The 12893-nt window shown below is 36.7% G+C and carries 15 protein-coding genes and 1 pseudogene; 11 read left to right on the forward strand and 5 right to left on the reverse strand.

All coding sequences use genetic code 11. The features are described from left to right. Positions 1-355 precede the first annotated feature (355 nt). The 3 genes from ANA_RS22330 to ANA_RS25175 all read left to right on the forward strand — a co-directional run bounded on the left by ANA_RS22330 (position 356) and on the right by ANA_RS25175 (position 2713). Positions 356-1180 carry a hypothetical protein gene (locus tag ANA_RS22330; protein ID WP_051155259.1) on the forward strand — a complete coding sequence of 275 codons (825 nt, stop codon included), beginning with the start codon at positions 356-358 and terminating at the stop codon, positions 1178-1180. Between the two features lie 84 nt (positions 1181-1264). Beyond that, positions 1265-2515, forward strand: a complete 1251-nt coding sequence (locus ANA_RS22335) for a hypothetical protein (RefSeq protein ID WP_015083679.1) — start codon at positions 1265-1267, stop codon at positions 2513-2515. Positions 2516-2521: 6 nt separating this feature from the next. Continuing rightward, positions 2522-2713: a hypothetical protein gene (locus ANA_RS25175; RefSeq protein ID WP_015083680.1), complete on the forward strand. Its 192-nt coding sequence runs from the start codon at positions 2522-2524 to the stop codon at positions 2711-2713. Here the strand turns inward: ANA_RS25175 and ANA_RS26780 are convergent. From ANA_RS26780 to ANA_RS22345, 3 genes are read right to left on the reverse strand one after another with little or no spacing between them, the layout of a single operon-like run. Beyond that, complete coding sequence (locus ANA_RS26780; protein ID WP_158310564.1) at positions 2689-2868, reverse strand: hypothetical protein; 180 nt, start codon at positions 2866-2868, stop codon at positions 2689-2691. The genes ANA_RS25175 and ANA_RS26780 overlap by 25 nt on opposite strands. Further along, positions 2850-3557, reverse strand: a complete 708-nt coding sequence (locus tag ANA_RS22340; RefSeq protein ID WP_015083681.1) for a molybdopterin-dependent oxidoreductase — start codon at positions 3555-3557, stop codon at positions 2850-2852. The genes ANA_RS26780 and ANA_RS22340 overlap by 19 nt, the downstream gene beginning before the upstream one ends. Before the next feature lie 25 nt (positions 3558-3582). Continuing rightward, positions 3583-4176, reverse strand: coding sequence for a cytochrome b/b6 domain-containing protein (locus tag ANA_RS22345; RefSeq protein ID WP_015083682.1), 594 nt, complete (start codon positions 4174-4176; stop codon positions 3583-3585). A 345-nt stretch (positions 4177-4521) separates the two neighbouring features. Here ANA_RS22345 and nblS point away from each other — a divergent pair, with 345 nt between their 5' ends. Continuing rightward, the gene (gene nblS, locus ANA_RS22350) at positions 4522-6492 is read left to right on the forward strand and encodes a two-component system sensor histidine kinase NblS (RefSeq protein ID WP_015083683.1); all 1971 of its coding nucleotides are present in this window, start codon (positions 4522-4524) and stop codon (positions 6490-6492) included. 25 nt (positions 6493-6517) lie between these two features. Here nblS and ANA_RS22355 read toward each other — a convergent pair whose 3' ends face one another. Next, on the reverse strand, positions 6518-6889 hold the full coding sequence (locus ANA_RS22355; RefSeq protein ID WP_015083684.1) for a zinc ribbon domain-containing protein: 372 nt from the start codon (positions 6887-6889) through the stop codon (positions 6518-6520). A 215-nt stretch (positions 6890-7104) separates the two neighbouring features. On the opposite strand from ANA_RS22355, the gene ANA_RS22360 reads away from it, so the two are divergent. Next, positions 7105-7617 (forward strand): hypothetical protein, encoded by a 513-nt coding sequence (locus ANA_RS22360; protein ID WP_015083685.1) that lies wholly within the window; start codon positions 7105-7107, stop codon positions 7615-7617. A gap of 50 nt (positions 7618-7667) precedes the next feature. On the opposite strand, the gene ANA_RS22365 is transcribed toward ANA_RS22360, so the two are convergent. After that, positions 7668-8549 (reverse strand): alpha/beta fold hydrolase, encoded by an 882-nt coding sequence (locus ANA_RS22365; RefSeq protein WP_015083686.1) that lies wholly within the window; start codon positions 8547-8549, stop codon positions 7668-7670. Between the two features lie 254 nt (positions 8550-8803). Between ANA_RS22365 and ANA_RS22370 the strand changes: the two genes are divergently transcribed. The 6 genes and pseudogenes from ANA_RS22370 to ANA_RS22395 all read left to right on the forward strand — a co-directional run bounded on the left by ANA_RS22370 (position 8804) and on the right by ANA_RS22395 (position 12720). Further along, complete coding sequence (locus ANA_RS22370) at positions 8804-9115, forward strand: carbon dioxide-concentrating mechanism protein CcmK (RefSeq protein WP_015083687.1); 312 nt, start codon at positions 8804-8806, stop codon at positions 9113-9115. Positions 9116-9204: 89 nt separating this feature from the next. Next, positions 9205-9552, forward strand: a complete 348-nt coding sequence (locus ANA_RS22375; protein WP_015083688.1) for a carbon dioxide-concentrating mechanism protein CcmK — start codon at positions 9205-9207, stop codon at positions 9550-9552. Between the two features lie 305 nt (positions 9553-9857). Next, positions 9858-10991, forward strand: coding sequence for a HetZ-related protein 2 (locus tag ANA_RS22380; RefSeq protein ID WP_051155260.1), 1134 nt, complete (start codon positions 9858-9860; stop codon positions 10989-10991). A 94-nt stretch (positions 10992-11085) separates the two neighbouring features. Next, positions 11086-11487 (forward strand): annotated as a pseudogene (locus ANA_RS22385) (trans-aconitate 2-methyltransferase); the annotation flags it as partial. Beyond that, positions 11480-12457 (forward strand): PrsW family intramembrane metalloprotease, encoded by a 978-nt coding sequence (locus tag ANA_RS22390; protein ID WP_015083690.1) that lies wholly within the window; start codon positions 11480-11482, stop codon positions 12455-12457. The pseudogene ANA_RS22385 and the gene ANA_RS22390, both read left to right, overlap by 8 nt. A gap of 32 nt (positions 12458-12489) precedes the next feature. Continuing rightward, the gene (locus ANA_RS22395; RefSeq protein WP_041458611.1) at positions 12490-12720 is read left to right on the forward strand and encodes a type II toxin-antitoxin system VapB family antitoxin; all 231 of its coding nucleotides are present in this window, start codon (positions 12490-12492) and stop codon (positions 12718-12720) included. Positions 12721-12893 lie beyond the last annotated feature (173 nt).

A 12893-nucleotide genomic window follows, 5' to 3' on the forward strand; every position in this document is an offset into this window, starting at 1 on the left:
CATTTGCAAACTGGAGAGTATAAAACATCTAGTAGTGTTATTTAGGGGCTGCTGAATAAACCTAGAACTGAGATATATCAAGAGTTTGAAGGTAAAAAAGGTGAATCAGGTGCAAGGAATAAGGGTTGAAATCAGCAAAAACCTATCACTTGACCAGATTCAATACTATTCTTCTCTTCTTCTAATTCTTCCTCCTGACTCCTGACTCCTAGCCCTCACAGACAACTTTTTCAGCACCCCCTATTTAATAACAAACTCAAATTGTAACTTCCTAGGTAGGATGATCAGGTTGATTCCAATCAGGGAAGAATTGCTATGATGACTACATCTCATCTCAAACTAGATTTATCTAATCGTGAAAAAACCATCACAACCATTTACATTCTTAAAAACTGGCATATTTCCTAGATCAATCGGTAGAACTTTCAAAAAAATTTTTAGTGATATATCTCCGAATACAGATCAAGAATTTATTAAAAAATATCAAATATCCAGACAGCGGACAACTATAGCTGTCAAATTCTTATTACTGCTAATTATTGTTCCCCTTCTCACTCATCAACTATCTAAGCGGATATTTATCCTTCCCTTAGTAGAGAAGATGAGAACTGAAAACTCTCACCTGATTTTTCTCAATCAGGAAATGGAGAAAGAAGCTTTTCATGAATTAAAAATATTTAGAGCAGAATTAAAGTTTAAAAGTCTTCTGGATTCAGAATGGAAAAATTCCCCAGAAAATGTAGAATCCAAGATAAAAGAAAAAGCCATAGAACTAGCAGCAAAATTTCGAGATAAAAGTGCTAACGCTATTAGTAATATATTTGCAGACATTATAGCATTAATTACCTTTGCATTAGTAATTGTTTTTAGTGCCAAAGATATTATTTCTCTTCAACACTTTGTAGATCAAATTGTTTATGGTTTAAGCGATAGTGCTAAAGCTTTTTTAATTATCTTATCTACAGATGTATTTGTAGGCTTTCACTCACCACATGGCTGGGAAATAATTCTGGAAGGATTTGCAGAACACTTAGGTTTACCCGCGAGTAGAAATTATATATTTATGTTTATTGCCACATTTCCTGTAATTTTAGACACTATAGTTAAATATTGGATATTCCGGTATCTTAGTCGTTTATCACCTTCAGCATTAGCTACCTTAAAAGAAATGAATGATTAATCATCTTAATTGGGCAGATTTCCCATTGTCAATAATTCTGAGAATGCTAAAATGGGGGGTAATCATTGTTTATGTTCATGAATTATGCGTATCATCTTTAATCAAAAATTAAAAGTCACAGTATTTATTACTAGCTTATTAGTAGTGATTTTTCTTAATAAACAGCCAATTCAACAACAACAGATTGTTAAAAATTTATCATTATCCCAAATAGTAAATTCTCCAACTAAAGGATTTACTCATGATATATCTCCGCAGAAAATATCTAATATAAAATCCAAAAGTAATGAAAGATCCACATTTTATTCAGTCATCAATGAATGGCGAAAATATCAATATAGTGTTAATTCTAATCAAGTATTAAAAATAGGGAAATTACCAAATAATCCCATAAATTTTCATCAAGCTGATTTGTTAACCGTACTCACAAATACTAGACAATATTTTCAGAAATACTCTCAAGAAGATCCCGATATTCAACGCACAGGCATCTTAGTAACTCAAGGAGTTACCGTTAAAGATATTCTGAAAACATTAGATTTTATGATTGTCGTCTTAGAAGAAGACATTTCTAATAAGCGAACAACTCGGTTACAAAATCCTAACTTTATTAACGCCAATTTTCGCGTAATTAAATGGTCTGCTCATAACCCAGAAAATCCGCAGCAGAAACAATTAAGAATTACTAAATATGCAGCTTTTATTCATCCCGGTTCTCGACAAAAAACTTCTACATATAATACGCCAATCTACGCTATTAACGAAGAAGTAAGCCAAGAAAAATTTTACACCCAATATACAAAACAAGATGTTTTATCAGGTATTTATGAACCTGGAGGTAAAGAATTTGGTAAAGTTAAACCAATTGCTTATTTAACTCGCAGTGGTTTAGAAGCAGCACTCATGCAGGGAACAGTATTAGTTAATTTTACAGATGGAACTAAAGAGTTTTTAAACGTAGATAGAAATAATGGAATGTCCTATATTCGGGGCTTAAAAGCAACTGCACAAACACGTTATTGGTATTTTAAAGAAGTTGATGCAATTAAAGGCTATGGATATAAAATAGATGCCAAAATATCCATTAAACCAGGAGTAACATTTGCTGGGGATGTTCTCAATATTGGTTTAGGAAGAATAATTGTCATTGAAGATAATCAGAGTGGACAGAAACGTTTAAAAATGGGCATAATTGCCGATACAGGTGGAGCATTTTTACCTAATCTTTATCAACTTGATTTTTTAGCAGGAACTTTCACCAGTGAAAGAGCTTTTGAGCAATATATTCAAAAATTACCTGAATATACAAATGCCTATATTTTAGTGAAAAAATAAAGTCAGTTGTCAGTAGGGGCGAAGCATTTGGAAGATAAATTATCCGTCATTGCCAAAAATAGTTCTCCAAATGCTTCGCCCGTACAGTGGTCGCATTTGGAAGATAAATTATCCGTCATTGCCAAAAATAGTTCTCCAAATGCTTCGCCCGTACAGTGGTCAGTTGTCAGTTGTCAGTTGTCAGTGGTAATTAGATAATTTTCTTTCTCCTGATTCCTGATAGCGAAGCGTGGCGTTAGCCATACTCCTGACTCCTGACTCCTGACTCCTGACTCCTGACTCCTGACTCCTGAACTCCTGACTCCTGACTCCTGACTCCTGACTCCTACTTTATTTACAATCCTGCAAACCATTCATAACCCAAATCCTCCCAATAACCTTGAGCATTTGATAATTTACTGGTGAGGGTAACTCGTGTCACCCATTTACTTTGTTTATAGCCAAGTTTAATGGGTGAAGCTAACCGCAAAGGCGCACCATTTTCCACAGGCAAAGCTGCACCATTTTTTTGATAAGCTAATAGGGTTTGTGGGTGTAAAGCTGAGGCTATATCCCAACTTTCATAATAACCATCTGCTGATTTAAAATAGGCATATTTAACCGAGGATTTAGGTTGAGAAAGGGCGATAATTTCCCGCAAACGAATGCCACCCCATTGCACAATTGCCGCCCAGCCTTCTACACAAACATGACGAATAATCATAGAAGTGAGAGGTAAAGCTTGAATATCTGCCATACTCAAACTCAGCGGATGATTTACTTCACCATCTACAATTAAACGATATTTTGCTAGATCAATAACTGGTGTAGATTTAAAACTATTAATTATTAACTTATTTGGTTCAATTTGATTAGGTAAAAATTCTGGAACTGGCTTTTGAGGCTGAAATATCAATTCTTCAAATTTCTGATTGAGAGGTTCAGAAAGTTTCCCTACTAAATCTGCAAATATAGGTGTACCACAACCACCAAGTAATAAACTCATACTCGATAAACCAGAAAGTTGTAAAAACCTTCTTCGGGTAAATTCATGATTATTCATTTTGATGCCTAAATTCTGCTATTTTTTACAAAAATATAGATTTTGTCAGGGGATTTCCCCCTACCTTCTGCCCTAACTTCCAATGAAGCCAGACAAATATTACCACTGTTGGTACAGCAGCAAAGTGGACAATTCTTAATGCTTGCCAACTGCCAAAAATATCAACTATCCAATAAAATTGAGCAGGTTTGTACATTCCTATGCCTGTAAATATTGCCAGTAATAAAATAGGAATGATTGCTGTATAAATAATTCGATGCCAAGCATAATTTAAACGTTGGTGATTTTGACTTTTTTGTAATGCCTTGATATCTTTTTCGCTAACAAATCTATTTTTCCAGCGTTGGGTAACGAAAATATAAATTCCATAGCAGAAAAGATTCAGAGAAAATAGCCACATGGCTGCAAAATGCCAATGTCTACCTCCAGCCAACCAACCACCTAAAGTAAACAGGGGGAAAATATATAATCCACCACGTCCGCCAAAAACAGGATTAGCATTATAAATTTGCAATCCACTGGTGATCATAATAAATAAGCTGATGAAATTACAATAGTGGAAAATTTTTGCCCCTATTGCTTGGGTGGGTGATTTACGTGGTGTTTCCGGAGAATTCATAGATAGAATAGGAAAAATTTAATTACGTTATCAGTATTTTGGGGATAATTGACTGAGTGAGAATGTTTGTTAACCCTAGAACGTTGAAATATTCTTAATTTTGGATTCTAGATGATTACGTATTTTACATTGTAATAGTCCCATCACATTACCTTTCTTGCAACTAAGTTTTTACGATTACTCCAAAAACATAGTTAAATTAGAAAAGAAGAGGTAAAAGATCAACTATATTCTTTCCTCTGTCCCCTGTCCCTCCTGCCAATTCCTAGCACGTTTGGAAAATTAACTGGCAATTTTTAGTTTTTGGGATAGAAAACAACGAACTACTAACAACCGTATTTTAAGATGCTGGCTCTTTTTACAAATTTCCGAGATGAATTCGCCTCTGGTGCATCAAAAGCACTCGCCAATTGGTGGTCAGAGTTTACCCTTCAGACCAAACTCCTAGCCGTCGCCACCCTCATGGTTTCCTTGGTCATGAGTGGTTTGACCTTCTGGGCTGTAAACACAATTCAGCAAGATGCACGTCTCAATGATACCCGCTTTGGTCGTGATTTAGGATTACTCCTGGCCGCAAATGTAGCCCCCCTAATTGCTGATCACAATTTAACTGAAGTTGCCCAATTTTCTCAACGTTTTTTCAGTGCCACTTCTAGCGTGCGTTATATGTTATACGCTGATGAAACTGGGCAAATGTTTTTTGGTCTTCCTTTTTGGGAACCAGAGGTAGAAAACTCCCTCACTATTAAGCGCCATATCCAACTACCAGAAGATTATTCTGACAATCAAGATCAACCAATGGTTAGGCAGCATAACACCCCCGATGGTGCAGTTACAGATGTATTTGTGCCTTTAATAGTAGATAAAAAATACTTAGGTGTATTAGCAGTTGGTATTAACCCTAACCAAATCGCAGTCATATCCACTAATTTCACCCGTGATGTTACCATTGCCGTTTTTATCACAATTTGGGTCATGGTGATTTTAGCAGGAGTAATTAATGCTTTAACTATTACTAAACCTATTAAAGAATTGCTAGTAGGTGTTAAACAAATTGCGGCTGGAAATTTTAAACAGCGCATAGATATCCCTCTCGGTGGTGAACTAGGAGAAGTAATTTTCAGCTTCAATGAAATGGCAGAACGGCTAGAACGTTATGAAGAACAAAATATTGAAGAATTAACTGCCGAAAAAGCTAAATTAGAAACCTTAGTCTCCACCATTGCTGATGGTGCAGTTTTGATTGATAATAATATGCAAGTAATATTAGTTAATCCCACTGCTAAACGGATTTTTAATTGGGAAAGTGTGGATGTTGTTGGTAGTAATATACTCCATCACTTACCCCATACTGTCCAAATGGAAATATCCCGGACTTTATATGAAATGGCAGCAGGTGAATGTGAAAGTGCTGAATTTCGTATCCTCCTCAAACAACCTACTCAACGCACAATTCGCATTGTTTTAACCACAGTTCTTAACCTCCAACGGGAAAGTATTAAAGGTATAGCTATCACTGTCCAAGACATTAGCCGGGAGGTGGAACTAAATGAAGCTAAAAGCCAGTTTATCAGCAATATTTCCCATGAATTAAGGACTCCTTTATTTAACATCAAAACCTATATTGAAACTTTACATGATTATGGCGAAGATTTAGGTATTGATGAACGCAAGGAATTTTTGCAAACAGTTAATAATGAAACTGATAGACTCACCCGCTTGGTTAATGATGTTTTAGATTTATCAAAACTTGAATCTGGTCGGAATTACACTTTTGATAAGGTAGATTTACCACAAGCAATAGAACAGACATTACGGACTTATCAGCTTAATGCTAAAGATAAAGGGATTGAACTGTGCCAGGAACTGACTCATGATTTACCTTTTGTTCTAGGAAATTATGACTTGTTACTGCAAGTTTTTGGGAATTTAATTGGTAATTCTCTTAAATTCAGTCTAGCTGGTGGTAAGGTAGTTATCCGTGCTTATCAACTAGATGCTAATTCTCATTCTCAGCATCATTCTGGTAAAGTGAGAATTGAAATTAGTGATACAGGAATTGGTATCGCACCAGAAGATCAACAGGCAATTTTTGACCGATTCTTTCGTGTAGAAAATAGAGTTCATACTCTAGAAGGAACAGGTTTAGGTTTATCAATTGTCAGAAACATTATGGACAGACATCATAGTCAAGTTAATTTGGTAAGTGAAGTTGGTATTGGTACTACTTTTTGGTTTGATTTAGAAATATTTGCGGAAGAGATTTCATCAACTGGGGAAATTATGCCAGAAAACTTAGAAGTAAAGACAGTTTAAGGGCAGTTTTCGTGATTCTGTTATATCAAGAGTTGAACAAGGTTATTAATAAACAAACTAATAACAAAGTTAGTATTAATAACAAAGTTTGATGGCGGTTTATCCAATTATTAACCCTTGTACTCAAGTTATAATTAGAATTTTGCTTTTGCGATTCTAATTCACTTTCTTCTATATTTTGATAGAGAGTACAATCTTGAGCATAGGGATATTGAGGAAAGTTACAGGTATGATCAAAGTGATAGCTACAACTGTCGCATAGATGATCATTTCCTTGAGCGCGGTGCAAAGGAATACCAGGATGTCCATAAGCTTTCAGCAATAGCCGACACTGAGGACAAGTAATTGCTTGACTATCAATAATTTGATGACAACGAGGACAAGATATAGTAGCCAAAACAGAAAAAGGATAGGTAATTAAACATCTTGATTTTATCTATTATCTGCACTAATATCAATAATTCATCCGTATTTATCTGCGTTTATCTGCGTTTATCTGCGGTCAATAATTCTTGAAATCTGATTTTGCAAAGAAATTGGGAATATAAGATTTTATTGTCACTTCCAGACGTATACTTAAATAATGACGGCGTAATTGGAGTTGATAAAGTAATGCCTAAAAAAAATCTCTCTAACTTAATACAAGAAGAAACCACAAAATTTATACCCTTACAAAATGAACCTGTAATTGAAGTTTCGGCTGAAGCAGTATTGGAAACCCAAGTACAAACGGATAATAATCAGTTAGAACTAGAAGCCAGTATTAAAGAATTACAGCAAACAGTTTCTACATTAAAACAAAAAGAATCTACTTTAATCAAGCAAATTAGTGATTTACAAACAGCTTTTTCAGAAAAAGAAGCATTGGTAGAACGTTTGACAAATGAACTTTACGAAACAAAACAAACCGCTTTACAACTAGCAGATTCCAACTCTCAGTTACTAGAAGAAATCAAGGGTTTAAAACAACCTAGTCAACAACCTCATTCACAACTTAGTCAACAAGCTAGTCAAATTTCCAAATCCATTCAATACAAAAAATCTCATAGGTCAATAGAACGACTTCAAGAAAAACCCAATCAAGACAGTGAGGATTTTTCCAAAAATACTTGGTTGTATGATTGAAGTTAAGAATTTAGATCCCCGACTTCTTGAAGAAGTCGGGGATCTTGTTGCTAAAACTCTAATATATGTTCAGCGACAATTTGTGATTGTTCCAAGTGAGGAATATGACCACAATCTTTAATCCAAATTAGCTGACTTTGGGGAATTGCTTTGGCAAATTTCGGAGCGTCCCCAGTTCCTAAAATTTTATCACTATCACCCCATAAAATTAAAGTTGGTTGTGCAATTTTGGCAAGTTGGGGAAATTTAAAAGCACCATAACCGCCACTTTTGGTAAAGGCAATTAAGGCTTGAGTCCAATTAGGCATTTGTAAGTGTAATTCTCCACAGCACAAAGCATCCTCGGAGATCAGATTTGGGTTTTTATATGCAGTTCGACAAATGCTTTTACGGACTTTGGGATTTCGCAAAAATTCCGTCGCCCAATAATCCAAAGGTGAAAATATATATTTACTTAATGGGGAATTACCTTTCAAACCCGCACTATCTATTAATACCAGTTGTTTTACCGCCTCTGGGTAAGTGAGGGTAAAATCTATAGCCGCAGCCCCACCCATAGACGCACCCACCAAAATCACAGGTTGGTTAATCAGGGTTTGCCAAAATGAGTAGAGATGGTTTTTAATCGTGACCGAACTGTAAGCAATCCCCGGTAATCTATCTGTAAAACCAAATCCCAATAAATCTACGGCCCAAACTGCATTTTTTTCAGCTAGTAAAGGCAAAAGTCGGCGGTATTCTAGCACCGAACTATCAAAACCATGAATTAATAAAATCGGTGTACCACCATAACCTTGTTGGACATAAGTGGTATTAATGGGTTCATTGGCGGCATGAGTAATAATCGCCTGACTTTGGATATTTTGAGCCAAAGCGATGGATGTTGGTTCTGTGAGTTGCCCAACTGCGGCAGGAAGAAAACTTGGAAACATAAACTCCAGTTTACATCAGTGCGGATCACCTTAGGGACTCCCAAATAAAAAAATGTCCCAAAACTGACGCAAAAATTCTCTCTCTGTGTTCTCTGTGCCTCTGTGGTTCGTTTATTGAGATAATTTATTTCTTGCAAGTCCCTTAGCTAATACCCAGTCACCAATTAAAAAAGAAAATTTCCGCAAAAATTAAAATAGGGACACAATCCACGTAAAATAGGAATCAATTATCCCGATAGTAGGAGATTTAAGCCATGCCAATGGCAGTTGGCGCAATTGAAACATTAGGTTTTCCTGCGGTTTTAGCATCAGCAGACGCAATGGTCAAAGCTGCTAGTGTCACGATTGTTTATTACGGTATCGCGGAAAGTGGTCGCATGATAGTTGCTGTCAGAGGCCACGTTGCGGAAGTGCAAACAGCCGTAGCCGCTGGAATTGTTGCTGGTGAAGAAGTTTATGGCGGTGAGGTTATTACCCACTACATTATTCCCAATCCCCCGGAAAATGTGGAAACAGTCTTACCTATCCACTTCACCTCCAAATCTGAACCTTTCCGTATTTTCTAAGTAAGTTCGCTATGAAAAATTGAAGCATTTCTTCATAAAAATTAACTTGTAGCAACCGATAACTTTATATTCAAAACAGGAGATTAAAAATGTCATCACAGGCAGTTGGATCATTAGAAACTAAGGGTTTTCCCGCCGTTCTCGCAGCAGCAGACGCAATGGTAAAAGCCGGTCGAGTTACCCTCGTTGGTTATATCAGAGTTGGGAGCGCTCGCTTTACCGTCAATATTCGTGGTGATGTTTCCGAAGTTAAAGCCGCTATGGCAGCCGGTGTGGATGCTGTAGAAAAAGTTCATGGTGGTACTCTCGAATCCTGGGTAATTATTGCTCGTCCCCATGAAAACGTAGAAGCTGTATTGCCAATTGCTTATACAGCAGACGTTCAACAGTATCGAGAATCTGTGGAAAATCCCATTATCGGTGCTGCTAGGATCTAATTTCATCTATTAGGTGGGCAATGGGTAATAGGTAATAAACCCCTATTCCCTCTTTCCCTAAATAGCAACTTGCATCAATAGTCCACAATATTATTATGTTCGTAATCCCATAACGTCTGAATCTTTACATCAAATCCATTAATTCATCCGTCTTAATCTGCGTTTATCTGCGGTTAATTATTCTTGAAATATTATTCAATGTAGCTTCATCTTAATTTGATATTACGGTCTATTGAACGAATCAATTAGGAGTTATTACCTGCTACTAAATCGCTAAATCTAATTTCAAGGAGCGCAATGTTGCTATGACACAAAATGGGGTAAATTTAGCTCAATATTGGCAACAGCGACTAATTACAGAATGTCCAGAACAAAGTCAGGCTACTAGACAAAGTATTCTGAATTGGCTTTTGGGAGTGGATTTAGCACGGTTTGATCTACTTAACCCCAAAGAACTAGAAATTGCTAAACAAGCAATGGAATATCGGTGGCGAATTCTGCACAAACGCTATTTAGGTATGAGCAGAGAAAAGGCTTATCGTCAACTCATTAGCCGCTTGAGTAGTGTAGTGGCGGTAAGAAACAAAATTCAGATGTGGATATCTCTCAGCCGCGATCGCCAACGAAGCGTTATTGATGTCCTGCAAGAAGTCCTCCAAGACCTGATGCAAAGTGACTCATATATCCAACAACAAATGACTCACATTACCGCATTAACAACGGACAAAAGATTGCGGGATACGTTACTATTTGCCAGCATAGAAGAATATTGTTTACGTCCAGTTCGGAATCAACCAATATTAATGTACCGCTTTGTTAACTACCTGCGAAAAATCCAGAGAGGAGGCTTAACACAAGTACCTACTAGCGAATTAGTGAAACTTGTTTCTGAGGAAATTCTCACAGAAAATAACGACAATCCGATTAGCTTAGTTGATAATCAAGCGATCGCTCAATATCAAGAAACCCAACACTTAGAAGAACAACAAGCTAACCGTCAACTTGTACAGCAAGAATTTGAACAATACTTATTAGAAAATATTGGACAACAAGCAGTAGATTGGTTGCGCTTATATCTGCAAGGCAAATCCCAAGAAGAAATTGCCAAACAACTCAACAAACCCATTAAAGAAGTATATCGGCTGCGAGAAAAACTCAGTTATCATGCCGTGCGAGTCTTTGCCATTAAAGGCCAACCAGAACTAATTGATCACTGGTTGTCCATTTCCCTAGAAGAACATAATTTAGGGCTAACAGAAACCCAATGGCAACAACTTTCAGAAAAAATCACTCCCATAGGACAACAAATCCTCAACCTCCGCAAAGCAGGTAACTCCATAGAAGTCATAGCCCAAGAACTACAACTGAAAACCCATCAAGTTCTAGGTGAATGGACAAAAGTTTATCTTACAGCCCAAACCCTGAGAATTCAAAATTAGCATAAATTGAGAAAATGCCAGATTCACTAAATATAGCCTCAAATCTGGTAAATATGTCATAAGTTAAAAAGAGTGTCAAAGACAAAAATGAATTGCACAGATTTCTCACCAAGCGCAAGATATATTAGACTTAGGATGTGCAGTGGTATTAAGTACCTTCGCCTTACAGGCAGTATATCCCCAAGCCAAAATTACTGGTTTAGACTTATCTCCTTACCTTCTAGCTGTAGCTAACTATCGGACTAAACAACGTCGTCTTGCCCAAATCAACTGGGTACATGATCAAGCTGAATCTACGGACATGAATCCCAAATCGGAAAATTACAAAAAAATGCCAACTTATATTTTGACGTTGCTTAAAAGTACCGAACCTTATTTAGATGAATATTTTAGTTTGGACATTGAACAAGCCCTAATTGGGGCAGGTTTACAAGCTCCTACTATTACTAGCAATAGTCCTCGTTACCGTACTATCATTGCTCAGGTGAGTGGCTAATTTATATTTAGTGCTGTGGGCAGTTATCCCCCCCCTGTTGTTTTTGTGGTTTTACTACCGCAGAACTCCTGCTGCCCCACCGTGGTTAAATTTATTGATTTTGTTCATTATTGGCGCTATCTCTGGTTTTGCTGCTCTGGGCTTGGAATGGGCTATGGAAAATGTAGCTAACCGGGTTTTAGACTGGCAACAGATCCAGCGTCATTTTTCTGGTGTCGTTTTTCGGCAAATATTAGCGATCGCTCCCATTGAAGAAGGTTGTAAATTAGTAGCAGTTATTCTGCCCATTTGCTATTTACAACGTCAGTATCATCTCCGAGCTACTACAGTTTTTTTATTTACCATAGCCGTAGCTTTAGGTTTCACAGCGGAAGAAACCTGGATTTATTTATCTCATGGCACATCTTCAATTCTAGACCGCATTATTGGTACTCCAGTTCATGGGATGTTTTCTGCTCCTTGGGGGTACGCTTTAGGGATATATATTTCTGCTAGGAGAAGGTTGAATCGAGATCGGGATTTAATTTTTATCGCTTGGTTAAATTCTGTTTTCTTTCATGCTTTAGTCAATATTTTAGGTATTTCTGTGAGGTTTTCGCAGCCCACAAATTTGCTCATCTATGGGTTATTTCCTTTACTATTATGGATGTTTTGGCGGTGGGAACAACTACTCCGAAAACTCCAGAGAAAACATCCTTTAGTGTTAATTTCTGGACATATATCCTCAGCCCGCACTTGGCAAAGGGGTTTAGTATTATTAATCCTATCACTAGGCGGAAATTCTCTATTTGGATTATTGATTCTAGCCCGAAAAATTAGTCCTTTGCGGTGGGAACTTTGGTTTGATCCGAAAATTTTCTGGTTTATAGTCCAAGAACTATTATTCAATTTTGGGTTAGGACTTTTAGCTTGGTTAATTTATCGCTATTTACGCAGTTTAGCCGGTCGTCGGTATTTGTTTATCCGATAATTAGCATTATGAAAACAACGGAGAATAAAACAATGACCATTATCACAATAGATGATGAATTAATTAATGAAATTATCGCAGTCAGTCACTATGAAAATGCACAGGAAGCAGTCATTAAAATATTATCCAATTACTTGCAGCAACAAAAAAAAGAACTGCCTTTATTTGAGCGATTACGTTTTATAGATGATGAATCTGCCGAAGATGATATTGCCTCATTGTTTGAACGTGATAAAGACACAGGCAGGAATTTTGAACTATGACTTATCTAATTGATACTTGTGTAATGTCTGAGTTTGTTAAAAAAGCTCCCAACCCCCAAGTTAGTCAATGGTTTAATCAGCAACCAATGGAACAGATATTTTTAAGTAGTTAAGATCACCTGAAAACGCTAAACGTTTATTTCGGGCTTTAGAATGGACCCAAACAGAAATGG

The sequence above is a fragment of the Anabaena sp. 90 genome (assembly GCF_000312705.1).
GTDB lineage: Bacteria > Cyanobacteriota > Cyanobacteriia > Cyanobacteriales > Nostocaceae > Dolichospermum > Dolichospermum lemmermannii.